The 23,930-nt window shown below is 72.3% G+C and carries 24 protein-coding genes; 15 read left to right on the top strand and 9 right to left on the bottom strand.

The genetic code is table 11. The features are described 5' to 3' along the window. Positions 1–360: a BlaI/MecI/CopY family transcriptional regulator gene (locus AB0K82_RS24120; RefSeq protein ID WP_364400763.1), complete on the bottom strand. Its 360-nt coding sequence runs from the start codon at positions 358–360 to the stop codon at positions 1–3. Positions 361–472: 112 nt separating this feature from the next. Between AB0K82_RS24120 and AB0K82_RS24125 the strand changes: the two genes are divergently transcribed. From AB0K82_RS24125 to alaS, 3 genes are all read left to right on the top strand, one after another. After that, positions 473–856 (top strand): nuclear transport factor 2 family protein, encoded by a 384-nt coding sequence (locus tag AB0K82_RS24125; protein ID WP_364400555.1) that lies wholly within the window; start codon positions 473–475, stop codon positions 854–856. A gap of 102 nt (positions 857–958) precedes the next feature. Beyond that, complete coding sequence (locus AB0K82_RS24130; protein WP_364400558.1) at positions 959–1,417, top strand: hypothetical protein; 459 nt, start codon at positions 959–961, stop codon at positions 1,415–1,417. A 182-nt stretch (positions 1,418–1,599) separates the two neighbouring features. Then, positions 1,600–4,143: an alanine--tRNA ligase gene (alaS, locus tag AB0K82_RS24135; RefSeq protein ID WP_364400561.1), complete on the top strand. Its 2,544-nt coding sequence runs from the start codon at positions 1,600–1,602 to the stop codon at positions 4,141–4,143. Between the two features lie 246 nt (positions 4,144–4,389). Here alaS and AB0K82_RS24140 read toward each other — a convergent pair whose 3' ends face one another. The 3 genes from AB0K82_RS24140 to AB0K82_RS24150 form a co-directional block, all read right to left on the bottom strand. Beyond that, on the bottom strand, positions 4,390–5,100 hold the full coding sequence (locus AB0K82_RS24140; protein ID WP_364400563.1) for a hypothetical protein: 711 nt from the start codon (positions 5,098–5,100) through the stop codon (positions 4,390–4,392). A gap of 109 nt (positions 5,101–5,209) precedes the next feature. After that, positions 5,210–6,136 (bottom strand): class I SAM-dependent methyltransferase, encoded by a 927-nt coding sequence (locus tag AB0K82_RS24145; protein WP_364400566.1) that lies wholly within the window; start codon positions 6,134–6,136, stop codon positions 5,210–5,212. 46 nt (positions 6,137–6,182) lie between these two features. Further along, entirely contained in the window at positions 6,183–6,947 is a 765-nt protein-coding gene (locus AB0K82_RS24150; protein WP_364400569.1) for an SDR family NAD(P)-dependent oxidoreductase, read from the bottom strand. A gap of 98 nt (positions 6,948–7,045) precedes the next feature. Here AB0K82_RS24150 and mshA point away from each other — a divergent pair, with 98 nt between their 5' ends. The 4 genes from mshA (at position 7,046) to AB0K82_RS24170 (ending at position 10,612) form a co-directional block, all read left to right on the top strand. Further along, positions 7,046–8,308: a D-inositol-3-phosphate glycosyltransferase gene (mshA, locus tag AB0K82_RS24155; RefSeq protein WP_364400572.1), complete on the top strand. Its 1,263-nt coding sequence runs from the start codon at positions 7,046–7,048 to the stop codon at positions 8,306–8,308. Positions 8,309–8,364: 56 nt separating this feature from the next. Then, positions 8,365–8,901 (top strand): YbjN domain-containing protein, encoded by a 537-nt coding sequence (locus tag AB0K82_RS24160; RefSeq protein ID WP_364400574.1) that lies wholly within the window; start codon positions 8,365–8,367, stop codon positions 8,899–8,901. 121 nt (positions 8,902–9,022) lie between these two features. Then, positions 9,023–9,835, top strand: a complete 813-nt coding sequence (locus AB0K82_RS24165) for an SAM-dependent methyltransferase (RefSeq protein ID WP_364400577.1) — start codon at positions 9,023–9,025, stop codon at positions 9,833–9,835. Positions 9,836–9,865: 30 nt separating this feature from the next. Then, complete coding sequence (locus tag AB0K82_RS24170) at positions 9,866–10,612, top strand: phosphoglyceromutase (RefSeq protein ID WP_364400580.1); 747 nt, start codon at positions 9,866–9,868, stop codon at positions 10,610–10,612. 69 nt (positions 10,613–10,681) lie between these two features. Here AB0K82_RS24170 and phoU read toward each other — a convergent pair whose 3' ends face one another. After that, entirely contained in the window at positions 10,682–11,344 is a 663-nt protein-coding gene (gene phoU / locus AB0K82_RS24175) for a phosphate signaling complex protein PhoU (protein WP_345355437.1), read from the bottom strand. 153 nt (positions 11,345–11,497) lie between these two features. Between phoU and AB0K82_RS24180 the strand changes: the two genes are divergently transcribed. Together AB0K82_RS24180 and AB0K82_RS24185 are read left to right on the top strand one after the other, a co-directional pair. Beyond that, on the top strand, positions 11,498–12,676 hold the full coding sequence (locus AB0K82_RS24180; protein WP_364400584.1) for an ATP-binding protein: 1,179 nt from the start codon (positions 11,498–11,500) through the stop codon (positions 12,674–12,676). Continuing rightward, the gene (locus tag AB0K82_RS24185; RefSeq protein ID WP_252778131.1) at positions 12,676–13,362 is read left to right on the top strand and encodes a response regulator transcription factor; all 687 of its coding nucleotides are present in this window, start codon (positions 12,676–12,678) and stop codon (positions 13,360–13,362) included. The genes AB0K82_RS24180 and AB0K82_RS24185 overlap by 1 nt, the downstream gene beginning before the upstream one ends. 153 nt (positions 13,363–13,515) lie before the next feature. On the opposite strand, the gene AB0K82_RS24190 is transcribed toward AB0K82_RS24185, so the two are convergent. Further along, complete coding sequence (locus AB0K82_RS24190) at positions 13,516–14,412, bottom strand: hypothetical protein (protein WP_364400587.1); 897 nt, start codon at positions 14,410–14,412, stop codon at positions 13,516–13,518. Positions 14,413–14,608: 196 nt separating this feature from the next. Beyond that, a complete protein-coding gene (locus AB0K82_RS24195; RefSeq protein ID WP_364400590.1) occupies positions 14,609–15,340 on the bottom strand; it encodes a hypothetical protein in 732 nt (243 codons plus the stop codon). Positions 15,341–15,624: 284 nt separating this feature from the next. Here AB0K82_RS24195 and AB0K82_RS24200 point away from each other — a divergent pair, with 284 nt between their 5' ends. Then, the gene (locus AB0K82_RS24200) at positions 15,625–16,107 is read left to right on the top strand and encodes a CarD family transcriptional regulator (protein ID WP_252778128.1); all 483 of its coding nucleotides are present in this window, start codon (positions 15,625–15,627) and stop codon (positions 16,105–16,107) included. 25 nt (positions 16,108–16,132) lie between these two features. Further along, positions 16,133–16,594 (top strand): 2-C-methyl-D-erythritol 2,4-cyclodiphosphate synthase, encoded by a 462-nt coding sequence (gene ispF, locus AB0K82_RS24205; protein WP_364400592.1) that lies wholly within the window; start codon positions 16,133–16,135, stop codon positions 16,592–16,594. Between the two features lie 108 nt (positions 16,595–16,702). On the opposite strand, the gene fahA is transcribed toward ispF, so the two are convergent. Together fahA and AB0K82_RS24215 are read right to left on the bottom strand one after the other, a co-directional pair. Continuing rightward, positions 16,703–17,911 (bottom strand): fumarylacetoacetase, encoded by a 1,209-nt coding sequence (fahA, locus tag AB0K82_RS24210; RefSeq protein ID WP_364400765.1) that lies wholly within the window; start codon positions 17,909–17,911, stop codon positions 16,703–16,705. A gap of 57 nt (positions 17,912–17,968) precedes the next feature. Beyond that, on the bottom strand, positions 17,969–19,531 hold the full coding sequence (locus AB0K82_RS24215) for a DUF2637 domain-containing protein (protein ID WP_364400595.1): 1,563 nt from the start codon (positions 19,529–19,531) through the stop codon (positions 17,969–17,971). 265 nt (positions 19,532–19,796) lie between these two features. Between AB0K82_RS24215 and AB0K82_RS24220 the strand changes: the two genes are divergently transcribed. The 4 genes from AB0K82_RS24220 to rlmB all read left to right on the top strand — a co-directional run bounded on the left by AB0K82_RS24220 (position 19,797) and on the right by rlmB (position 23,885). Next, positions 19,797–20,648: a DUF6585 family protein gene (locus AB0K82_RS24220; RefSeq protein ID WP_364400598.1), complete on the top strand. Its 852-nt coding sequence runs from the start codon at positions 19,797–19,799 to the stop codon at positions 20,646–20,648. 60 nt (positions 20,649–20,708) lie between these two features. Beyond that, positions 20,709–22,100, top strand: a complete 1,392-nt coding sequence (cysS, locus tag AB0K82_RS24225; RefSeq protein WP_364400601.1) for a cysteine--tRNA ligase — start codon at positions 20,709–20,711, stop codon at positions 22,098–22,100. Between the two features lie 143 nt (positions 22,101–22,243). After that, positions 22,244–22,867, top strand: a complete 624-nt coding sequence (locus AB0K82_RS24230; protein WP_364400604.1) for a Clp protease N-terminal domain-containing protein — start codon at positions 22,244–22,246, stop codon at positions 22,865–22,867. A gap of 97 nt (positions 22,868–22,964) precedes the next feature. Beyond that, positions 22,965–23,885, top strand: a complete 921-nt coding sequence (rlmB, locus tag AB0K82_RS24235) for a 23S rRNA (guanosine(2251)-2'-O)-methyltransferase RlmB (protein WP_364400607.1) — start codon at positions 22,965–22,967, stop codon at positions 23,883–23,885. Positions 23,886–23,930: the final 45 nt, after the last annotated feature.

A 23,930-nucleotide genomic window follows, 5' to 3' on the forward strand; every position in this document is an offset into this window, starting at 1 on the left:
TTATGTCCCTTCAACCTCGTCGAGTGCGCGGCGCAGCAGGTCGGCCTCGTCGCCGGAGACGGAGCGTGCGAAGTGCGCCAGCGCGGCGTCGCGGTCGCCCGTCATGTTCAGCGCCCCCAGCATGAGTTCGGCGACGTACGCCTCTTTCGTCGCTACCGGACGGTAGCGCCAGGCGCGGCCTTCCCTCTCCCGAACCAGGAAACCTTTCTTTGCCAGCCTGTCCAAAACGGTCATGACCGTGGTGTGCGCGAGGTCGCGATCGTCGGCGAGGACACGGCCGACCTCACGGGCGGTCGCGCCGTTCTCCCGGTCCCACAGGACCTCCATGACCGTGCGTTCAAGCTCTCCAAGACCCTTCACGGGATGCATCCTATCTCTCGTAGTACTACCGGTCGTAGTACTACGCTATGTAGATTCGACGCGTGAATCGGCCGCCGCGTGGCTCCTCGCGGCGGCCGGGTTCACTACCGGCATGGATCTTGCTGAAGCGCGGCGGTTCGCCGAGGAATGGGTGGCCGGCTGGAACTCCCACGACCTGGACCGGATCATGAAGCACTACGCGGACGACGTGGTGTTCCACTCGCCCGTCGCCGCGCGCCTCCTGCCCGGATCGGACGGGAGCCTGCGCGGCAAGGAGGCGCTGCGCGCGTACTGGGCCGAGGGCCTCCGTCACCTTCCGGACCTGCGCTTCGAGGTCGTCGGGGTCTACGCCGGAATCGACTCGGTGGTCATCAACTACCGCAACCAGGCCGGGCAGCTCGTCAACGAGGTGCTGGTCTTCGACGGTGACCTGGTGGTCTCCGGCTGGGGGACGTACGGCCCGGAACCCGGCTCGGCCGGAGACGCCGGCGCCTGACGCCACCCCCCCGGAAACCGGCCGCCCGGCGGCCGGATCCGGCCTTTCCGGCCTTGGCGTACGACGATGGCCGAATGGTCCGGCGGCTGGACGGTACGGCTCATGATCCTTTCTGGAAGGCGTTCGCTGGCCCTGGCAGCCGCCGTGCTTCCCACCCTCGCGCTGACGACCGTGCTGGCCTCGAGCACGCCCGCGAGCGCGTCGGGTCCGTCCTGCGGGTCCAGGTACGCCCTGCGCAGCACCCAGCGGATGTACATCAACTCCACCCTCCGCGGCTACCTCAAGGTCTACTACAACTCCTCGAACGGCTATAACTGTGCGCTGGTCGTCCGTAAGGGGTCGATGCCGCTCTACAGCGCCAAGCTCAAGCTCTGCGTCTACAACAAGGCCCGGACCAAGTACGGCAGCTGCAAGACCGATGGCTACGGCAAGAGGTACAGCTGGTACGCCGGGCCGGTCTACGTTTACGCCCCGCACCGGTGCCTCTACGTGTACGGCTCCATCAACACCAACAGCTGGACCAAGGTCGAGGTCACCGGCAAGAAGGTCCTCTGCGGCTAGTCACGCCGCCGGGCGGAAAAGCGATTGTGCCGTCCGGGGCCGTGTAGGTACGGTCCCGGACCATGGATCTGCACGAGGTGGGGCGGCGAGCTAGCCGCGCCGAGCCGGGGGACGGGTAGTCCCGGCCCGGCCCGGCTCGGCGAGTGCGTGCCATCGTCCCGCCGACCTCGTGAGGCTCGTTCATGCGTTCCACGCAGATCCGTTCCACCTTTCTCGACTTCTTCACCGCGCGCGGGCACCGTCGGGTGCCCGCGAGCTCCCTGGTCTCACCCGACCCGGAGCTCCTCCTCACCAACGCGGGGATGAACCAGTTCAAGCCGTACTACCTCGGCCGCGTCACCCCGGACTTCCACCGCGCGACCACGCTGCAGAAGTGCGCGCGCACCGGCGACCTGGACAACGTCGGCCGTACCGCCCGGCACGTCACGTTCTTCGAGATGCTCGGCAACTTCTCCTTCGGCGACTACTTCAAGGAGGAGACGACCGCGTGGGCGTGGGAGCTGATCACTGAGGGGTTCGGCCTGCCGCGCGACCGGCTCTGGATCACCGTCTACGAGGACGACGACGAGGCCGAGCGCCTGTGGCGGCGGCTCGGCGTGCCCGGCGAGCGGATCCAGCGGCTCGGCAGGGCGGACAACTACTGGTCGATGGGCATGGCGGGCCCGTGCGGGCCGAGCTCGGAGATCCACTACGACCGTGGCCCGGCGTACGGTCCCGGCGGTGGCCCGGCGGCCGACGGCGAGCGCTACCTGGAGCTGTGGAACCTCGTCTTCATGCAGGACGTCCGCGACGAGGACTTCCGCATCGTGGGGGAGCTTCCGGCCAAGAGCATCGACACGGGCCTCGGCGTCGACCGCCTGGCGATCGTGCTGCAGGACGTGCCCGACATCTTCCACACCGACCTGCTGCTCCCGGTGCTGGAGACCGTACGGGAGCTGGCGGGCGGCGGGGACGACACCTCGCTGAAGATCGTCGCGGACCACGCGCGGGCCGCGGCGTTCCTGATCGCGGACGGCGTCCTGCCGTCGGGCGACGGGCGCGGGTACGTCCTGCGGCGGCTCCTGCGCCGGGCGATCCGGCACGCGCGGCTGCTCGGCGTCGACGTGGCGGTGCTGCCCACGCTCACCGGCGCGGTGGTGGACCTGCACGGGACGACCTGGCCGGAGCTGGAGACGGCGCGCTCGCTGATCGAGAAGGTCGTGACCGCCGAGGAGGAGGGCTTCGCGCGAACGCTCCGGCAGGGGTCGCGGATCCTCGACACCGCGATCCGGGAGCGGCGCCTGTCGCCGAAGGTCGCGTTCGACCTGCACGACACGTACGGCTTCCCGTTCGACCTGACCGTGGACGCGGCTCGCGCGGCGGGTCTCACCGTCGACGAGGACGCGTTCGCCGCCCTCCTGGAGGAGCGCCGGCGGCGCAGCCGGTCCGGCCGTACGGAGCCGGGCCGGGGAACGCGACCGGGCACCGGGACGACCCGGTTCGTCGGGTACGACGCGACGCGCGCGGAGGCGCGGCTGCGCACGATCCTGCGGGACGGGGTGGAGGTTCCGGCGGCGGTCGAGGGCGACGAGGTCGAGGTGCTGCTCGACCGGACGCCGTTCTACGCGGAGGCGGGCGGCCAGGTCGGCGACCGCGGCGTGATCCGTACGGCGTCCGGCGCGGTCCTCACCGTCACGGACACCCGCCCCGGACACGTCCACGTCGCGCGGGTCGAGTCCGGCGAGGTCGTGCCAGGCGACGCGGAGGCGGTCGTGGACGCCGAGCGGCGGGCGGCGGTCGCGCGGTCCCACACCGCGACGCACGTGCTGCACGCGATGCTGCGCCGGACGCTGGGCGAGCACGCGACGCAACGGGGTTCGCTGGTCGACGCGGGGCGGCTGCGGTTCGACTTCGCGCACTTCGAACCCCTCTCGCCCGAACGGCTGCGCGCGGTGCAGACGCTGGTCAACGAGCGGCTGCTCGGCGACCCGGAGGTCCGCGTGTGGCACGCCGACCGGGCCGAGGCCGAGGCGGCCGGGGCGGTGGCGCTGTTCGGCGAGACGTACGGCGAGCGCGTCCGGATCGTCGACATCGGCGACTTCTCCCGCGAGCTGTGCGGCGGCACGCACGTGGGTCACGGCTCCCAGGCGGGGCCGATCCACCTGCTCGGCGAGTCCTCGATCGGCTCGGGCGTACGCCGGATCGAGGCGCTGACCGGCGCGGACGCGCTGCGGCACCAGGATCACGAGCAGGCGCTGCTCACCGAGCTCGCCGGCCTGCTGCGGGTCCGCCCGGACGAGGCGCCGGAACGACTGCGGCAGCGGCTGGCCGAGCTGGCGGAGGCGCGCCGGGTGCTGGAGCGGCACCGGAGGGAGGAGCTGACCGCGGAGGCCGTCCGCCTGGCCGGGCACGCCAAGCGCGTGGGCCAGGGCTGGCTGGTCGTCCAGCGGGTGTCCGGCGTCGACGCGGACGAACTGCGGCCCCTCGCCGCGGAGGTGCTGGAACGCCGGGGCGGAGTCGTCGTCCTCGGCACGCAGGTCGGCGGCCGGGCGCTGCTGGTCGCGACGGTCAGCCCGGACCTCGGCGAGCCGGCGCGTACGGTCCTGACCGCCGCGGCGACCGCGATCGGCGGCGGCGCGGGCGGCAAGGGGACCGTCGCGAACGCCGGCGGCCGGCGCCCGGCGCGGCTGGACGAGGCGCTGCGACTCGCGGCGACGTCCGCCCGCGTCCTCCTCGGCGGCGGCTGACCGGTCGGCCGGCTCCCCGGCGGTGCGTGTGCCGGTCGGGCGCTCTTCGGTGGGGCGCGCCCCGGGTCGGAGGCTCTTCGGTGGTGCCTGACCGGGCGGGCGCCGTTCGGCTGCGTGCGCCCCGGGCGGGCGCTCTCCCGTGGCGGCCGGCCGGGCGGGCGCCCCTCGGCGGCGCGGGCCGCGTTCGGCCGCCGCTCCGATGGTGGGGGCGGGGTGCGGGCGCCGTCCCGGCCGCGCCGGTCCGGGTCAGGCGCGGTGGGGGCCCATGACGCGGGGCGCGCGCATCCGGAGGGCGGGCAGATGCTCCTGGACGAGGAGCCCGCTGGCGGTCAGCATCCAGAGCGCCGCCAGGATGCCGGGGACGTAGGTCTCCAGCCATCCGCCGGGCACCAGGACGCCTCCGGTGACTCCGAGGGTGAAGGCGGCCAGCAGCCGGATCACCGCGACGATCCCGGCGAACAACGCCATCCACCAGGGGAAGACGTGGGTACGGGCGATGGCCACGGCGATGGCCGCGAAGGTCAGGGCGGTGGCCACGCCCCCCACCGTCCCCAGGACCGTCATCGTGGCGTACGGAGCGGGCGCGAACAACAGCAGCGCCCGGTACTCCGTCATGGCGTACGTCATCCCGGCGAACGCCGAGAAGGCCATGAACGCGAGCGCGGAGACGACGATGAAGCCGGCGAGGACGACGGTGGGGGCGGCGCCGTCCTCGTCCGCGCGCCGGAACGCCGTCGACAGCACGGCGCCGAACCACAGGAAGAGGGCGATTCCGATGGCGTAGAGGATCGTTCCCCACATGATCTGCGCCCGATGGGTCGCCAGGTACATGGTGACCACCCCGGTGGGGTCGGTGAGCCGCGGCATGCGGCCCAGCACGATCCGGCCGACGGCCGCGAAGACGACGGCGGCGATACCGGCCAGCCCACCCCAGCGCATCTCGTGGCGTTCGCCCATGTGAATCATCCCCCCGGTGGAATCGACCAGTACTCCAACGGTCGTTCGCCCGAAATGCCGCATCTATGGCGAAACGTCGTTATTCGCGCAAAGACGGCATCAAGGAGATCTAGGCCGGGGCGACGGCGGACCAGGGGAGCGTGACCTCCCCGAGCCGCCAGCGGGCCCGGCCGCCGAACGGCGGCACGGTGAGCACCGGATGGTCGCGCGCCAGCAGTTCCACCGCGGTGACCCAGCGCTGGCGCGGCCCGAACACCGACTGCGGCGCGGCGGTCGCCCACGCCCGGTCGAAGGCGGCCAGAACCTCATGCACCCGTTCGCCGGGGACGTTGCGGTGGATCAGCGTCTTGGGCAGGCGCTCGGCCAGGTCCGACGGCCGGGACAGCGACGGGAGATGGGCGGCGAACGTGATCGTCCGCGGGTCGGACACGCCCGGGCGCACTCCCGCCGGCGTCCGCGGGTCGGACGCTGGCGGGCGTACTCCCGTCGACATCCGGGGGTCGGACGCGCCCGGCCGTACCGCGCGGCGGTCCCGCGCCCGGCCCTCTCCTCGGGCGCCGAGGGTGACCCACGCGGCGCGGCGGCCGGTCTCCGCGCAGGTGCCCTCCACCAGTACGCCGTCGGGGGCCAGGCCCGCGCACAGCCGCTCCCAGGCCGCCCACGCCTCGCCCTCTCCGTACTGGCGCAGCACGTTGAACGCCCGGACCAGCGTGGGCGGGCGGTCGACGGGCAGTTCGAAGCCGCCGAGGCGGAATGACAGCCCCTCGCGTTCGCGCGGCTTCGCGGCGGCCACCCGGGCGGGATCGATCTCGACGCCGACCACCTCGACCCGGGGATGCGCGGCGCGCAGCCGCCCGAACAGTTCGGCCGTCGTGACCGGCGAGGCCCCGAACCCCAGGTCCACGACGAGGGGCCGGTCGGCCCGCCGGAGCAGCGGGCCGTGCACCGAGACGATCCAGCGGTCGGCGCGGCGGAGCCGGTTGGGCGCGGTCGTGCCGCGGGTGATGACGCCTTCGGGCCGTGGGGGACGGGACACGCACCAAGTGTGCGGCCACCGGCGGACCGCTACGACCCCGAAGGCATCAGACGCGGTGCACCTTGTGGGCGGCGGCCTGGGCGCGCGGCTTGACGTCGATCCGGTCGATGTTGACGTGCGACGGGCGGGTCACGGCCCAGGCGATGCAGTCGGCGACGTCCTCCGCGAGCAGCGGTTCGGCCACGCCCTCGTACGCCTTGTTCGCCTTGTCCTCGTCGCCCTTGAACCGGACGAGGGAGAACTCCTCGGTCTTGACCATCCCGGGAGCGACCTCGGTGACGCGGACCGGCTGGTCGTACAGCTCGAGACGGAGCGTGTCGTTGACCGCGGCGGCCCCGTGCTTGGCCGCGGTGTACCCGGCGCCGCCCTCGTAGACGACGTGCCCCGCCAGCGAGGTGACGTTCACGATGTGGCCGTCGCCGCTGTCGATCAGCTTGGGCAGCAGCGCCTTGGTGACGCGCATCAGCCCGAGGACGTTCGTCTCGAACATCCACTGCCAGTCGGCCGGGTCCGTGCTCGCGACCGGGTCCAGCCCGGCCGCGCCGCCGGCGTTGTTCACCAGGACGTGGCACTGCCGCAGGGACTCGGCGAGGGCGTCGACCGACTCCTGGGACGTCACGTCCAGGGCGACCACCGCGACGGCGTTCCGCCGCCCGGCGGGGTCGGCGCTCTCGATCTCGGCCTTCAGCTTCTCCAGGCGGTCGACACGGCGCGCCGTGAGCACCACGTCGAACCCCTCCGCCGCGAGCCGCCGGGCGGTCGCCGCGCCGATTCCACTGCTTGCACCGGTGACTACTGCTGTTTTCCGCACGATCATCATCTTCTCAGGCGCATGTCCTGCGTCTTCGCGGGGAGACCCGCGCGGGGGGAATGTGGTGCCGTGGCCGGTAAGTTGCTCTATCGGAGGTGGTGTCCGTGTCCGGTCTCGCCCGGGTAGCGACGATCAGTGTTCACACATCGCCGTTGGAGCAACCGGGGACCGGCGACGCCGGCGGGATGAACGTCTACATCGTCGAGGTCGCCAAGCGCATGGCCGAGCGCGGCGTCGAGGTGGACGTCTTCACCCGCGCCACCACGCGATCCCTGCCACCCGTCGCCGAGCTGGCACCGGGCGTGTCGGTCCGGCACGTCGCCGCCGGGCCGTTCGAGGAGCTCGACAAGTCCGAACTGCCCGGTCATCTGTGCGCGTTCACCTCCGACCTGCTGCGCACCGAGGCCGCGCACGAGCCCGGCCACTACGACCTGATCCACTCCCACTACTGGCTCTCCGGCCAGGCGGGCTGGGCCGCGCGGCAGCGCTGGGGCGTTCCGCTCGTCCACTCCATGCACACCCTCGCCAAGGTCAAGAATCTCGCGCTGGCCGCCGGTGACTCACCCGAGCCGCTCGGCCGGGTGCTCGGCGAGCAGCAGGTCGTCGAGTCCGCCGACCGGCTCGTGGCCAACACCGCCGAAGAGGCCCGGCAGCTCGTCTCCCTGTACGACGCGGACCCCGGCCAGGTCGCCACCGTCCCCCCGGGCGCGGACCTGTCCCGCTTCACCCCGCGCGGCGGCGCGCGGCGCCGGCTGAGGCTGCCGGAGAACGCGGCCGTCCTGCTGTTCGTCGGCCGGATCCAGCCGCTGAAGGCGCCCGACGTCCTCGTCCGCGCCGCCGCCCGCATGCTCGAGGACGACCCGAGTCTCCGTGACCGCCTGATCGTCGCGATCGTCGGCGGGCCGAGCGGGTCCGGCCGCGCCAAGCCGGAGGAGTTGCGGCGCCTCGCGCACCGGCTCGGCATCGCGGACGTCGTACGGTTCGAACCGCCCTGCCCGCAGGACGAGCTGGCCGACTGGTACCGCGCCGCCGACATCACCGTCGTCCCCTCGCACAGCGAGTCGTTCGGCCTGGTCGCCGTCGAGTCGCAGGCGTGCGGCACCCCGGTGGTCGCCGCGGCGGTGGGCGGGCTGCGCCTCGCCGTACGGGACGGCCGGTCCGGGGTGTTGATCGACGGCCACGACCCGTCCGACTACGCTCGCGTGCTACGCGGCCTGCTCGGCGCGCCCGGGCGGCTGCGCGCGATGTCGGACGCCGCCGTACGCCACGCGAGGGCGTTCGGCTGGGACGAGACGGCCGACCGCCTCCTGGAGGTCTACGCCGAGGCCGTCGAGGCCCGGACGATGGCCGTCTCGGCCTGACCGACGAGAGGGGGGAGGGCATGGCCTCCGGCCACTCCTCCGACGAAGGAGGGCACATGGACGCGGACAAGGGCCTGCAGTCGATCCTGGACGAGCAGGGGCTGGAGTACGAGCGGCCGCGCCCCGGCGCGTACCTCGTGAAGCTGCCCGGACGCCACAAGCTCGCCACCATGACCTGGCTGATCGCGGGCGACCACAGTCTGCACGTCGAGGCCTTCTTCTGCCGGCAGCCGGACGAGAACCACGAGGAGTTCTACCGCTGGCTGCTGCGCAAGAACGGCGGGATGTACGGCGTCGCCTTCAGCCTGGACCCGGTCGGCGACGTGTACCTCGTCGGGCGGCTGCCGCTCTCGGCGGTGACGCCGGACGAGATCGACCGCATTCTCGGCTGCGTCCTCACCTACTCTGACGACAATTTCGACCGCGCGTTGGAACTGGGGTTCGCCGAGTCGATCAGGCGCGAGTGGGAGTGGCGGGTGAGCCGCGGGGAGAGCGTCGCGAACCTCCGGCCGTTCGCCCGCATCCTGCCCGAAGTCGCCGAGGACGGCGCGGCGGACCAGACCGCGTCCGGCCCCAAACTCGGTCCTTCATGACGAATCGGTCAGACCATCAGGCCGATAACTGGTCCTGCCGGTTGTGCGTTTTGCGCATCATTGGTGGCTTTGAGTAGCTAAACTACCTCTGGTCACAGCAGGCCAGACCGGAGGGTATGGAGTGACAGATCGCGACAGGGCCCCTGAGAGTGTCGATCTGAGCACGCCGAACGCAGCCCGGATGTACGACTTCTTCCTCGGCGGCAAGGACAACCTGGCGCCCGACCGCGCCGCCGCCGAGATGGTCCTGCAGATCGCCCCGCAGATCCGGATCGCCGCCCAGCAGAACCGCGCCTTCCTCGGCCGGGCCGTGCGCTACCTCGCCGAGGCGGGCATCCGGCAGTTCCTCGACGTCGGCACCGGGCTGCCCACCCAGAACAACGTGCACCAGGTCGCGCACGCCGTCGTCCCCGACGCCCCGGTCGTCTACGTCGACAACGACCCGGTCGTGCTCGCGCACGGCCGCGCGATCCTCGCCGGGTCCAAGAACGTCCACATCGTCCAGGCCGACCTGCGCCGCCCCGAGGAGATCCTCGAAAATCCCGAGGTCCGCGAGCGCATCGACTTCGACCGGCCCTTCGCGATCCTCCTCGTGGCGATCGTCCACTTCCTCCAGGACGCCGACGACCCCGAGAAGATCGTGGCGAGGTTCCGCGACGTCCTCCCGCCGGGCGGCCACCTCGTGCTGAGCCACGTCTGCGGAGACGCGCTCCCGGAGGCCGTCGCGCCCGTCACCGAGATCTACCGGCGCTCCTCCACGCCGATCATCACCCGCGGCACCGAGCGGATCCGCGGCTTCTTCGGCGACCTGGAACTGGTCGACCCGGGGCTCGTCAACGTCTCGGCGTGGCGCCCCGACACGGTCGAGTCCAAGCGGATCACCGAGCGGTATCCGCAGGGCTACTTCCTGGCAGGTGTCGCCCGCAAACCGTGAGGTCGAGCCGAGGCACTAGGCTCGCTTGTCATGGCGACATTGGTACTTCTCCGGCATGGCGAGAGCGTCTGGAACGCCGAGGGCCTGTTCACGGGCTGGGTGGACGTCGATCTTTCCGAGAAGGGGGAAGAGGAAGCGGTCACCGGCGGCGACCTGCTGCTCGACGCGGACCTCAAGCTCGACGTCGTGCACACCTCGGTGCTCAAGCGGGCGATCCGCACGGCCAACATCGCGCTCGACGCCGCCGAGCAGCTCTGGATCCCCGTACGCCGCTCCTGGCGGCTCAACGAGCGGCACTACGGCGCCCTGCAGGGCAAGAACAAGGCGCAGACGCGGGAGGAGTACGGCGACGAGCAGTTCATGACCTGGCGCCGCTCGTACGACACGCCGCCGCCGCCGATCGCCGACGACGACCCGCTCTCCCAGATCAACGACCCGCGGTACGCCCTCCTGCCCTCGGAGCTCATCCCGCGCACCGAGTGCCTGGCCGATGTCGTCGACCGCCTGCTGCCGTACTGGTACGACGCCGTCGTCCCGGACCTCGCGGCCGGCCGCACGGTCCTGATCGCCGCGCACGGCAACTCGCTGCGCGCCCTGGTCAAGCACCTCGACGGCATCTCCGACGAGGACATCGCGGGGCTCAACATCCCCACCGGCATCCCGCTGCTCTACGAGCTCGACGAGGACTTCGAGCCGCTGAAGAAGGGCGGCGAGTACCTCGACCCGGAGGCCGCCAAGGCGTCCATCGAGGCCGTCGCGAACCAGGGCAAGAAGTAGTACTTCGCCCGGACAGTCGAAGATCCCGGCAGCGTCCGCTGCCGGGATCCTCTCGTTTCGGGGCCGGGGTTACTCGGCGAGGTCGATGTCCGCCGCGTGCTCGCCGGTGACCAGGTACACGACGTTTTCTGCGACGTGCACGGCGTGGTCGGCGAACCGCTCGAAGTAGCGGCCGGCCAGGGAGATGTCCACGGCCGGCTCGACGCCGTGCCGCCACTTCGGCGACAGCAGCGCGTCGAACAGCTTCCGGTGCAGCCGGTCCATCTGGTCGTCGTCGCCGTCGAGCTCCAGGCCCATCTCGACGTCGTGGGAGGCGATGACGCTGCCCGCCTTGGCGATCATGCGCTCGGCGATCTGGCCCATCTCCAGGACGGTCGCCTGCAGCTCCGGCGGGATCGCCGACTCGGGGTGCCGCCGCCGGGCCGTCTTGGCGAGATGGACGGCGAGGTCGCCCATACGCTCGATGTCGCCGCTCATCCGCAGCGCGGCGATCAGCATCCGCAGGTCGCGGGCGACCGGCTGCTGCCGCGCCATCAGGTCGAAGACCGTCTCCTCGATCTCCGTGTTGATCTTGTTGACCTGCTCGTCGCAGCTGATGACCTCTTCGGCGAGCCGCAGGTCGGCGTCGAGCAGGGCCGTGGAGGCGCGGGTCATCGCCGACCGCACCAGCCGCGTCATCTCCACGAGCTTGTCGGAGAGCCCGTCGAGCTCCTCGTGGTAGGCGTCTCGCATAAAGATCCTTAGTTCAGGCGTGGATATCCAGTTGGCAGCATCGTGGGGTGGCATGAACGGTCGCGTAGGTGCAGGTTAACTTTTGACGAACGTCCTTGCGTCCCCCCTGAACCGCGCGCGGAGCTAGGCAGACCGCCGCCTACCATCCAAGATGTGAATGTGGAGGTTGTCGCCGGACTGGCGAGTGCCGCCGGGCTCCTTACCGGCCTGGTGGCAGGGCTGGCCGTGCGCGTGAGCGAGCGTGCCCAGCGGCCCGCCGACGCCCCCTCGCCGGTGTCCGGCCTGCCGAGCGGTGTGGCGTCCGTGCTGAGCGTCCTCCCGTCCTCGGCGGTGGTCATCGACGGCGATGACCGCGTGCTGCGCGCCAGCTCGGCCGCCCGGGCCTTCGGCCTGGTCAGCGGGGACCGCCTGCTCGTCGACGAGCTCATCGCCATGGCCCGGCTCGTACGCCGCGACGGTGAGATCCGCGAAGAGGAGATCGAGGTCGTCCACGGCCGCCGGGAGGGCCGCTGGTTCGCGGTCCGGGTCGCGCCCATGGGATCGCACGGCCTCGTGCTCGTCCTCGCCGAGGACCTGACCGAGTTCCGGCGCGTCGAGGCGGTCCGGCGCGACTTCGTGGCGAACGTCAGCCACGAGCTCAAGACGCCCGTCGGCGCGCTGTCCCTGCTGTCGGAGACGGTCGAGGAGGCCGCCGACGACCCCGAGGCCGTACGCCGCTTCGCCGGGCGCATGCAGCACGAGTCCGCGCGCCTGACCAACGTCATCCAGGACCTGATCACGCTCACCCGGCTGCAGGGCGGCGAGGCCGTCGAGCGGCCCCGGACCGTCACGCTCGACGACGTCGTCCACGACGCCGTCGACCGGTGCCGCCTCAAGGCGGAGCCCAAGGACATCACCCTCGCCATCGGCGGCCGCGACGACCTGCGGGTGCACGGCGACGAGGAGCTGCTGATCACCGCGGTCCGCAACCTCATCGACAACGCGATCGCCTACAGCCCCGAACGCACGAGGGTCGTCGTCTGCACCCGGCTGGCCGACGAGCAGCACGTCGAGATCAGCGTGACCGACCAGGGCATCGGCATCCCCGAGGCCGACCTCGAGCGCATCTTCGAGCGGTTCTACCGCGTCGACCCCGCGCGGTCCCGGCAGACCGGTGGGACCGGCCTGGGGCTCGCGATCGTCAAACACGTCACGACCCGGCATCGGGGCGATGTGAACGTCTGGAGCAAGGAGGGATCCGGCTCGACCTTCACCATCCGTCTTCCGCTGCTTTCCACCTCCGCACCCGCGGATGAATCACCTGAGCAAGACACCGTACGGGAGGCCCCCTAGTGACCCGAGTGCTCGTCGTGGAAGACGAGGAGTCGTTCAGCGACGCGCTGTCGTACATGCTGCGCAAGGAGGGCTTCGAAGTCGCCGTCGCGGCGACCGGGCCGGACGCCCTGGAGTCCTTCGACCGCTCCGGCGCCGACCTCGTCCTGCTCGACCTCATGCTGCCCGGGCTGCCGGGCACCGAAGTGTGCCGGGAACTGCGCACCAAGTCGAACGTCCCGGTGATCATGCTGACGGCCAAGGACAGCGAGGTCGACAAGGTCGTCGGGCTCGAGCTCGGCGCGGACGACTACGTCACCAAGCCGTTCTCGTCCCGGGAGCTCGTCGCCCGCATCCGCGCGGTGCTGCGGCGCCGCGGGGACGGTGAGGAACTCGCGCCCGCGACCCTGGAGGCCGGGCCGGTGCGGATGGACGTCGAGCGTCACGTCGTGACCGTCTCCGGGAACGAGGTGCCGCTGCCGCTCAAGGAGTTCGAGCTGCTGGAGGTGCTGCTGCGCAACGCCGGGCGGGTGCTGACCCGGATGCAGCTCATCGACCGCGTGTGGGGTGCCGACTACGTCGGTGACACCAAGACCCTGGACGTGCACATCAAGCGCCTCCGGGCCAAGATCGAGCCGGCTCCCTCGACGCCGCGCTTCATCATCACCGTGCGCGGGCTCGGCTACAAGTTCGAGCCCGACGAGTAACGAGCGCCCGGAACGCGAAAGCCCGCCGGCTTCGACGCGGACTCCGGCGGGCTCGGCTACGACCTCAAGCGCGAAAAACATTCCCGAACGCGGAAGCCCGCCGAAGCTCCGATGCGGAGTCCGGCGGGCTTTCGCGTGCGCGCTGCGCGGCGCTCAGGCGCTCGGCTTCGCCGAGGCCTTCTTCGCCTTCGCGTGCTTGGTGGGCGTGGCCGCGCCCGTGGTCGGGCTGCCGCTCGCGCCCGGCGACGGGGTCGTGCCCGGAGTCGTGGCCGAGCCCGGGACACCGGGGCTCGGCGTGGTCGCCGTGCCGCCGCTCGGCGCCGGCGGGTAGGTCGAGTAGTAGTCCGCCCGCGGCACGACGGGGACGGTCACGGTGAGCGCGCCGGCCTGTGCGAAGTGCAGGGTGAGCCGGATGTTCTCCCCGCCGTTCAGCTGCGTCGTGAGCCCCGTGAGGATCACCAGGGGGGTCGCCCCGCCGGCGGTGCCGGTCGGGCTCGAGGCGCCCGGCGCGGCGCTCGTGGCCGGGCTGCTCGGGGTGGCCGGGCCACCCGGCTTGGCCGGCTTGCCGGCCGTGGTCTTCTTCGCGGGGGCCTTGGTCGGCGCGCCGCTCGCGCCCGGGGTCGCGGCCGTACCCGGCGTGCCGCTCGGCGAGGTGCCGGGGGTCGGCACTCCGGACGGCTGCTCGGAGGCCTGCGGGTTGGTCGAGATCAGCTGGTTCGGCGGCAGGACGATGCCGCCGCCCGCGATCTGGACCGACTGCGCCACGCCCGGCGCCTCCACGCCGACGAGCCGGTCCGACGTGCCCTTGTTGACGATGTAGGCGTAGAACGGCGCGTTGGCGCCCACGGGAAGGCGCTGACCGGGCTCCGGGCCGAGCACGAAGGCGTTGCGCACGTCGATGTGGCCCACGGAGGCGTTGACGCCTTCGGTCAGGCGGGTCGGCAGCACCGACTGCGGATGCTGGCCGGCACCGCAGGCGGACACCAGCGGCGCGACGGCGAAGGCACCGGCGATGGCCATGGCGGCGGCCCGGCGACGGTTGCGGCTCACGGCGTCGTTCTCTCCTTGGGCAGGGCTTGGGTCTTCCGAGGCGTACGGAACGCCCGAACTAGAGCGTAGCGACGGTATCCTCACCGGCCCTGACGGGGGGCGGGCTTCAGTGGTTTCACCCCGGAGGCCGGGCCGCTCGGGTGGACGCGGACGGGTCTGGCGGGCCGGGTGGACGTCCGTGCCGGGCGCGGAGCGCTCAGCTCGGGGTGTGCAGGGCCTGCAGGTCCCGAACAGTGAGGTTCCGGTCCGGCTGGACGCCGCGGACGACGTCGCGGACGATCCTATCGGGCCCCACGAGCACCGCCGTCAGCCCCACCGGCGCCGCGTGGTAGGCGGTGGAGAGCACGCGGTCGGGGTCCTCGGCGGGGATGGCGTCGCCACGCGGCACCGTGTCGGCGAGCCGCCGTACGTCGTCCGCGTCCTTGCCCGCGCGCCCGTCCGCGATCAGCCAGGTCTGAAGCCCCTGCGCCACGGCCTGCTGGGCGACGTGCGTGACCGCGGCGTCGCAGCGGCAGCCGCGCGGCACGATCAGTACGACCCCGGCGATGTTGATGAGCGTGCCGACCGGCACCCGCCGGCCGTTCACGAAGAGGTTCCCGGCGGGCAGCCCGCCGCCGATGTCGCCCGGCTGGTGGTGGACGATCCCCGTGGGCGGCACCTGGACGGTGTGCGTCGTGGGGCGCGGCGACACGACCGTCATCAGCACGCCGCTGATGAGGGCGACGAGGACGGCGCTGGCGATGAAGGGGGCGGCGAGACCGTAGCGCGTGAACGGGCGGGCGATCCGCTGCCACCGCTCGCGGCGGCGTTTCTGGCGCAGCTCACGGTGGTACGCGAGCACGTCGCGGTCGAGTTCCCGCGCGTCGTCCGGGACGACGATGTCGACCTTGGGAAGCCCGTAGTCGTCAGGGTCGCCGTGAAGCCCCACGCCACACCTACCTTCTCGGACCGCTGCCGGCCCCACCCGGTCCCATGCCTCGTCCACAGAGAGATCACGGGCCCGTGTCGGCTCGTCCATCTCCAGTATGAGCCGCTTCCGTCGCCGTGTGAGCGGTGTGGCCCAATCCAATCGCCATGGCCGGGTGTTACACCGAATTCGCGCTTTGTCAATACCCTAATTACCGCGCTGACCTGCGTATATGTCCGGATGGTCGGTTCAGCAGGTCCCTGCAGCGTGCTACCCTTATCCATAGCGGAAGGGGTACTTGTCACATGACTTTCAAGGTCGGCGACACTGTCGTCTACCCCCACCATGGGGCTGCTCGGATCGAAGCCATCGAGACTCGTGCCATCAAAGGTCAGGACAAGACCTACCTGGTCCTGAAGGTCGATAAGGGCGATCTCACCGTTCGCGTTCCGGCGGAGAACGCCGAGCTGGTCGGTGTTCGTGACGTCGTGGGCCAGGAGGGGCTTGAGAAGGTGTTCGAGGTGCTCCGCGCACCCTACACCGAAGAGCCCACGAACTGGTCGAGGCGTTACAAGGCGAACCTCGAGAAGCTCGCATCCGGCGACGTCAACAAGGTCGCCGAGGTCGTCCGAGACCTGTGGCGGCGTGACAAGGAGCGCGGCCTGTCGGCCGGCGAGAAGCGGATGCTGGCCAAGGCGCGGCAGATACTGGTCAGCGAGCTGGCGCTGGCCGAGAAGACCAACGAGGACAAGGCCGAGGCCCTCCTCGACGAGGTCCTGGCCAACTAGCGTCTTGGCGACACGGTTTCCACGGGTGGGCGTCGGAGTCGACGTCCACCCGTTCGCTTCGGGCCGCCCGCTCCGGGTGGCCGGCCTCGACTGGTCCGACGAGGGCGACGGCCTCGCGGGCCACTCCGACGGCGACGTCGCGGCGCACGCGGCCTGTGACGCGCTCCTGTCGGCCGCCGGTCTCGGCGACCTGGGCGCCGTCTTCGGCACCTCCGACCCGCGCTGGGCGGGAGCCTCCGGCGTCGACCTCCTGCGCGAGGTCGAGCGCCGCATCACGGCGGCGGGCCACGCGATCGGCAACGTCTCGATCCAGGTCATCGGCGTGCGCCCGCGGATCGGCAAGCGGCGGGCGGAGGCGGAGAAGACGCTGAGCGAGGCGCTCGGCGGCGTCCCGGTCAGCGTGGCCGGCACCACGACGGACGGGCTGGGCCTCACGGGCCGCGGCGAGGGCCTGGCGGCGATCGCCACGGCCCTCGTCCTCGTCTGACGTCCGACCGCGTTCGGCACGCCCGTGCTCGTCTGACGTCTGATCGCGTTCGGCACGCCCGTGCTCGTCTGAAACGTCTCCGGGCTCGTCTGAAGCGTCTCCGGCGGGTCAGCGGAGCGCCGGCATGACGGTCCCCGTCACCTCGCCGAACCCGATCGGCGCGCCGCCGGGCCCGGCCGCGGTCGCCTGGATCCGTACGGTGTCGCCGTCCTCCAGGTAGCCCCGGCGCCGCCCGTCGGGCAGCACCAGGGGATCCCGGCCGTCCCACGTGAGCTCGATGAGACTGCCGCGCTGGTTCCGGTCCGGCCCGGACACCGTTCCGGAGGCCATCAGGTCGCCGGTGCGCAGCGCCGCGCCGCCCACGGTCGCGTGCGCGAGCTGCTGCGGCGCGGTCCAGTACATCGTCGCGAACGGCGGGCGGCTGACCACGTGCCCGTTGAGCTCGATCCGCAGCGTCAGGTCGAGCCCCCAGGGCTCGTCGCAGCGCAGGTACGGCAGCGGCTCCGGCGCCTGGGCCGGCGGGGCCGTACGGGCGCTCTCGAGCGCCGCGACGGGCACCACCCACGGCGAGATCGACGTCGCGAACGACTTGCCGAGGAACGGCCCGAGCGGCTGGTACTCCCACGCCTGGATGTCCCGCGCGCTCCAGTCGTTGACCAGGACGAAACCGAACACGTGATCCCGGAACCCGGCCGTCGGCACCGGCCGGCCGAGCGCCGAGGGCACGCCCACGACGAAGCCGACCTCCGCCTCGACGTCCAGCTTGACCGAGGGCCCGAACACCGGCCCGTCATCGCTCCGGCGCTGGCCGCAGGGCCGTACGATCGGCGTCCCGGACGGCACGACGGTGCCGGACCGGCCGTGGTAGCCGATCGGCAGGTGCAGCCAGTTGGGCGGCAGCGCCCCCGCGCCCGGCCGGAAGATCTGACCGACGTTCGCCGCGTGGTCGCGGGATGAGTAGAAGTCGACGTAGTCGGCGACGTCGAACGGCAGGTGCAGCTCGATCTCGCCCAGCGGGACCAGGTGCGGCTCGACCGATCCGCGATGCCCCGGGTCGGTGAGCAGCGTGATCAGGCGGTCCCGGGTCGCCTGCCAGACGGGGCGTCCGGCGGCCATGAAGGAGTTCAGCGTTCCGGCGGCGAACCAGCGCCGATCGGCCAGCAGTCCCGCCGCCGCGAGCTCGGCCAGGTCCAGCACGTGATCGCCGATCGCCACCCCCACCCGCGGCAGCTCGCCGCGCCGGGAGAACACGCCGTACGGCAGGTTCTCCACCCCGAAACCGCTGCCCTCGGGCACGTCGACCCACGTCTCCACGATCCCTACCTTCCCAGGCGTGCTCTCGGATCCAATACGGACCACGTCCGCGCGCTCGTTTCAGCCGCGCGGCGGAGTGGGCGAGCTGCGGAACTTGCTCGACGGCGGCGTCGGCTCCTCCCCGCCGCCGGACCCTCCAGAGCCGGAGGCCCACGGACCCCCGCCCTCCGGCGGGCTCCACGGACGGGCGTCATCGGCCTCGGCACCGACCTCCGGGTCCGCGGCCCGGTCGTCGGCGTACGCGTCCTCCTCCTCGCCGGCGGGCGTCTCGTCGGCCACACCGGGCATCGGGATGCCGTCCGGGTCGGTGTCGGGCAGCCTGATGCCGTCGGGCTGCGTGTCGCCGAGCCGCTGCCTGGTCTGCGGCGGCCCGACCAGCCGCACGTCCGTCGGCAGCGAGGTCCGGGCCACCCAGCGCGGCGTAGGCTCTTCCTCTTCCGGGTCCACGGGCGTGTTCTGCATGGGCGCCACCACCTCCGGGTCCGTATCCGGTACGAGGTCACTGTCCGGCTCCGCGTGTCCCACGGGCCGGGAATCCTGGTCGGTGTCGTGATCGGCCATGGGCGCCACGCCGGGGGGCAGCGCCGGGCCGGGCTGCCACGCGCGATCCGCCTGCCGCTCCAACTCGGGCGGGAGCGCCGGTTCCGGCTCCGCATCGGTGTCGGCCGCCGGGAGGAGTGGGGAGAGCCGGTCCTCACGGGTCCGGTCCGGCGCGGTCTCCGGCGTCCGGTCGGGCGCGGCCTCGAGCGGTCGTCCCGAGTTGGGACGGGCGTCGTCGTCGCCGACCTCGGCCGGCGGGAGGTCCGGCAAGAGCTCCCGGTCCCGTACGCGCTCGGCCGACGGGAGGCTCGGCGATGGTCCCTGGTCCCGTACGCGCTCGGCCGATGGGAGGCTCGGCGATGGTCCCTGGTCCCGTACATGCTCGGCCGGCGGCAGGTCCGGCAACCGTTCCCGGTCCGGTACGGGCTCGGCCGCCGGACGGCCGGACACGGCGGGGGAGGCGCTGTCACGCGGCCGGTCTCGTACGGCGTCGGGGCCGGGCTCCAAGGCGCGGGGCGGGGCGGGGCGCGGGAGCGGCCGGGTTTCGGCATACGCCTCGTCGGAAAGGCCGGGGATGAACGCCCGGTCGTCGTCCGGTGTGTCCGGCGAGGGCTCCGGGGCCGCCGGTGCCGCGGGGTCCCGCCGCCGGGTCCGTACGAGCTGCTTGATCATGGAAAGCCACAGCCAGACGGCGACGGCGAGGATCACCCAGGGGGCCGCCGCGACCCCTCCGGACAGCCACGCGTGCGACAGGCCGCCGTAGCCGCGGACCGCGCGCTCGACCCCGGCCGCGCCGGCGCCGACGATCAGCGCCAGGAGCAGCAGCCAGCGGACCGCGCGTGCCCACCAGGGCGCCCGGCGGGCGATCAGGATCGAAAGGATCACGACGACGACCAGGCCGTCGACCATGCCGGGGTACAGGAACGCCCGGTCGCGGGCGGCGCCGCCCCGGAGGGCGAGCGCCCGGAGGTCGTCGTAGGACAGCACGAACGTCGCGCCGGCCAGCGCCGCGACGCCGAGGCCGCCGGCCGCCGTCAGCAGTCGCCGCTGCGCCGGGGAGTACGGAGCGGGGGAGTCACTCATAGCAGGGAAGCCAACCATCGTCTCGGAGGGTTCCCTTATCTTGACCGGATCAACGTGTTCCCGCTCTCACCGCGCGCCGCGTGTCGCCGGCGGGCGCGGGGTGCGCCGCGCGGCGTCGGTGGGGCGGCGGATGTGTGCCGCGCCGGGATCGGGGTGCGATGCGTGCCGCGCCGGAGGCGGGGCGCGGGGCGGGCCGGGGCGCGGGGGGTGGCCGGATCCGGCGGCCGGGCTTCAAAGGGGCCGCTCGTGGGTATGCGGCCGGTCGATGTCCAATTTCCCCCTCTTTGCGGCGAAAGCGGGGACCGCGGCCGATCTCCCGCCTCGTGTCCGCCGAGTCGCCGAGGATGAGCGGCTCGGCGAGTTCCGGGCCGGGCACGATCCCCGGCCCGTCGACCGACGGTCCCGCGCCTGGCTGGTGCTGCTGGGCCTGCCGGGGCTCGTGCTGCTGCCCTTCACCGTCGCGTTCCTGTTCGACGGCTTGGGCTGGGCCTCCGGTCTCGCCCTGCTGCTCACCGCCGCGTACCTCGGCGCGGCCGGCCGCGTCCTCGTACGCGAGGTCCTGCCGGCGCGGGGTTCGACGGCCCACCTGTTCGAGAACGGCGTCGTGCTGTCCTCCTGGCGCACGGTCACGCCCCTCGCCTGGGACGCCGTCACCGAAGTGCGCGTCTCCGGCGTACGCCTGGCCGCGACCGGGACGGTCACGTGGCGGCTGATCCTGACCGGCCGGGCGGGGATCGAGGCCGAGGCCCTGATCGACGGGAGCGTCCCCGGCGGCCGCGAACTGGTCGAGACCGTGTCCCGCGCGGTGACCGAACGGATGCTGCCCAAGTACCTGTCCCGTGTCGAGACCGGCGGCAAGGTGCGGCTCGGACCGTTCGGCGTCACCCGTCAGGGCATCGCCAAAGACGGTGAGTACGTGCCGTGGGAGAACGTGGACCGGGTGAAGATCGAGGGCGGCATGGTCCACGTCGACCGCGCCGACCGCCCGGCCGGGCTGACGGCGATCGCCGCGGAGGTCCCGAACGTCGTGGCGTTCGGCGAGCTGACCCGGCGGCTGCGCGGCCTGGACGACGGGGCGCGGGCGGACGGCGAATCCGGCCGATCAGTGAGGTCATGAATGGGTGAGGGGCGCGATTTCAGTGACGGGACCGGACCGGCATCGAATAGCCTCTTACGCGTGAGCCTGCGCCTTTACGACACCGGTACCCGTGGCATCCGCGAATTCGTCCCGCTGCAGGCGGGCCGGGCGGGGATCTACGTGTGTGGTGCCACCCCGCAGGCCGCCCCGCACATCGGGCACATGCGCTCCGGCGTCATCTACGACCTCGTCTACCGCTGGCTGCTCGCCTCCGGGTACGACGTGACGTTCGTCCGGAACATCACCGACATCGACGACAAGATCATCCGAGTGTCGGCGGAGACGGGCGTGCCGTGGTTCGCGGTGGCCGAGGCCAACCAGCGCGTCTTCGGCCGCGGCTACGACGCGCTCGGCTGCCTGCCCCCGACGATCGAGCCGCGGGCGACCGGGCACGTCCCCGAGATGATCGTGCTGATGCGCCGCCTCATCGAGGCCGGCCACGCCTACACGGTCGAGGGCGACGTCTACTTCGACGTGGCGTCCTGGGCCGACCGCTACGGCGCGCTGTCCAACCAGCGGCTCGACAGCATGCGGCCCGCCGGCGACACGCCCAACGAGGCGGCCAAGCGCGACCCGCGCGACTTCGCGCTCTGGAAGGGCGCCAAGCCGGGCGAGCCGAGCTGGGAGACGCCGTGGGGTCCCGGCCGTCCCGGCTGGCACCTCGAGTGCTCGGCGATGTCGACCAAGTACCTCGGCGCGACGTTCGACATCCACGGCGGCGGCGTCGATCTGATCTTCCCGCACCACGAGAACGAGCTGGCGCAGTCGACCGCGGCCGGTGACGGGTTCGCCCGCTACTGGCTGCACAACGGCCTGCTCACGGTGAACGGCGAGAAGATGAGCAAGTCCGTCGGCAACGTCGTGCTGCTGACCGACCTGCTGGACCGGGCCCGGCCGGTGGAGGTCCGCTACTACCTCGCCGCCGCGCACTACCGGTCGATCATCGACTACTCCGACGAGGCGCTGCGCGAGGCCGCGGTGGCGTACCAGCGCGTCGAGGGGTTCGTGACGCGCGCCGTCGAGCTGGCCGGCCGGGTCGAGCCCGGCGCGCTGCCGACGTCGTTCGTCGACGCGATGAACGACGACTTGGGCGTGCCGCAGGCGCTGGCCGTCGTGCACGAGGCGGTGCGCGAGGGCAACACCGCGCTCGCCGCGGGCGACAAGGACACCGTGATCCGCGTCCTCGGCGAGGTGCGCGCGATGCTCGGCGCCCTCGGCCTCGACCCGCTGTCGGCACAGTGGGAGGGCGCGGCCGGCGACCTTCGCGACGTCGTCGACGCGCTCGTGTCGGTGGCCCTGGAGCAGCGGCAGGCGGCCCGCGCCCGCAAGGACTACGCCGCGGCGGACGCCATCCGCGACGGCCTGACCGCCGCCGGCATCGTCATCGAGGACACCCCGCGCGGCCCGCGCTGGGAGCTCAAGCGCTCCTGACCGGCACGGACGCGTCGCAGGACCGGACGCCGCGACACGGCGGCGTCCGATCCGGTTAACCGGGCCGTTCCGGTGGGGACGTACCGTTCGAGGAGATTGGGTCCCACCGGCCGCCCCGGCCGGGCCGTACCTCCCCTACCGAGGTGGTGCACGTGTTGGAGCGGTTCACCGACACCGCCCGCCGAGTCGTCGTCCACGCCCAGGAAGAGGCCCGCGCCTTCGAGCACGGGCACATCGGCACCGAGCATCTTCTCCTCGGTCTGCTGCGCGGCGACACCGACGGCGCGGTGCGCGCCCTCGACGCGGCCGGCCTCACCCTCGACACCGCCCGCGGGGACGTCGAGGAGCTCGTCGGGCGGGGAACGACGCCACCCGACACCGACGTGCTGTTCACGGCCCGCGCCAAGAAGGTCCTCGAACTGTCGCTGCGCGAGGCGTTGTACTTCGGCCACGACTACATCCGCAGCGAGCACATCCTCCTCGGCCTGATCAGAGAGACCGAAGGGGCCGGCGCCCGGGTCCTCCAGCGGTGCGGCGTCGACACCTCCGACCTCCGCCGCGACGTCATCTCCGCTCTGCGCAGCCCCGAACCGCCTCCCGAGGAGCCGGTGACGGAGGCGCCGCGGCGTCCGGTGACCGAGCCTCCGGCGGCGGAGGGCCCGTCCACCCCGGAGTCGGCGATCGAGCGGCGGCTGAGCGCCGTCGAAGGCCGGCTGGAGCGCATCGAGCGGCTCCTACGGGACGGGCCGGGTCCCGGATCCGCGTAGAGTCTGGTGAGTGGCGAGAGATCGCCTTTTGGCGGGCGAGAGATCGCCTCGTTTTCGGAGGGCGGGACAGCGCCCTGTGCACCAGCGAAGGGCAACCATGGCGAAGCGTCGCAAGAAGGGGCCGAGTCACACCCCGAAGGCGGAGGACCGGCACTGGTACGGCAAGCGGCAGACCGCCCGTGCCGCCAAGTCGGCGACGCGGACCGGCACACCCACCACTGCCGGCACCCGCCGTACGCCCTCCTCGTCCGCGCCCGCGGAGCGCACCGGCCGACGGTCCGCGCCCGACGGCCCGGAGCTGGTCACCGGCCGTAACCCGGTCGTCGAGGCGCTGCGCGCGGGCATCCCGGCGAGCGCCCTGTACGTCATGACCGGCGCCTCCGACGACCGTGTCCGCGAGTCCATCAAGCTGGCCACGGACGCCGGCGTGCCGCTGCTCGAGGCGGGCCGGGCCGAGCTCGACCGGATGACCGACCGGGCCGTGCATCAGGGCATCGTCCTGCAGGTCCCCGAGTACCGCTACGCGCACCCCGACGACCTGCTGCAGCGTGGCACCCCGGAGCTCGTCGTGGCCCTCGACGGCGTGACCGACCCGCGCAACCTGGGGGCGATCGTCCGCTCGGCCGCCGCGTTCGGCGCGAACGGCGTGCTCGTCCCCGAGCGCCGGGCGGCGGGCGTGACCGCCGGGGCGTGGAAGACCTCCGCGGGGACCCTCGCCTCGGTCCCGGTGGCCCGCGCCACCAACCTCGTACGGACCCTGAAGGCGTACCAGAGCGCCGGTCTGTTCGTCGCCGGGCTCGACGCGCGGGGTGCGGTGGGCGTCGGCGACCTGGAGGCCGCGAGCGGCCCGCTCGTGCTCGTCGTCGGCTCGGAGGGCAAGGGTCTGTCACGGCTGGTCGCCGAGACCTGCGACCTGCTCATCAACATCCCGATGGGACCGAACGCCGAGTCGCTGAACGCCGGCGTAGCGGCGGGCATCGCGATGTACGAGATCTCGAGCCGCCGCCGTCGCTCCTGAAAGAACGCCCCGTTTCTCCGTCGCCATGGCGACGGAGAAACGGGG

This window comes from Actinoallomurus sp. NPDC052274 (assembly GCF_040679475.1).
GTDB classification, from domain to species: domain Bacteria; phylum Actinomycetota; class Actinomycetes; order Streptosporangiales; family Streptosporangiaceae; genus Actinoallomurus; species Actinoallomurus liliacearum.

Coding starts and splice junctions, on each gene's coding strand:
- AB0K82_RS24215 (WP_364400595.1), bottom strand. CDS start 19,531: ATGAGTGACTCCCCCGCTCCGTACTCCCCGGCGCAGCGGCGACTGCTG.
- alaS (WP_364400561.1), top strand. CDS start 1,600: ATGCGTTCCACGCAGATCCGTTCCACCTTTCTCGACTTCTTCACCGCG.
- AB0K82_RS24130 (WP_364400558.1), top strand. CDS start 959: ATGATCCTTTCTGGAAGGCGTTCGCTGGCCCTGGCAGCCGCCGTGCTT.
- AB0K82_RS24140 (WP_364400563.1), bottom strand. CDS start 5,100: ATGGGCGAACGCCACGAGATGCGCTGGGGTGGGCTGGCCGGTATCGCC.
- AB0K82_RS24220 (WP_364400598.1), top strand. CDS start 19,797: ATGTCCAATTTCCCCCTCTTTGCGGCGAAAGCGGGGACCGCGGCCGAT.
- AB0K82_RS24125 (WP_364400555.1), top strand. CDS start 473: ATGGATCTTGCTGAAGCGCGGCGGTTCGCCGAGGAATGGGTGGCCGGC.
- AB0K82_RS24170 (WP_364400580.1), top strand. CDS start 9,866: ATGGCGACATTGGTACTTCTCCGGCATGGCGAGAGCGTCTGGAACGCC.
- phoU (WP_345355437.1), bottom strand. CDS start 11,344: ATGCGAGACGCCTACCACGAGGAGCTCGACGGGCTCTCCGACAAGCTC.
- AB0K82_RS24160 (WP_364400574.1), top strand. CDS start 8,365: ATGGACGCGGACAAGGGCCTGCAGTCGATCCTGGACGAGCAGGGGCTG.
- AB0K82_RS24200 (WP_252778128.1), top strand. CDS start 15,625: ATGACTTTCAAGGTCGGCGACACTGTCGTCTACCCCCACCATGGGGCT.
- rlmB (WP_364400607.1), top strand. CDS start 22,965: ATGGCGAAGCGTCGCAAGAAGGGGCCGAGTCACACCCCGAAGGCGGAG.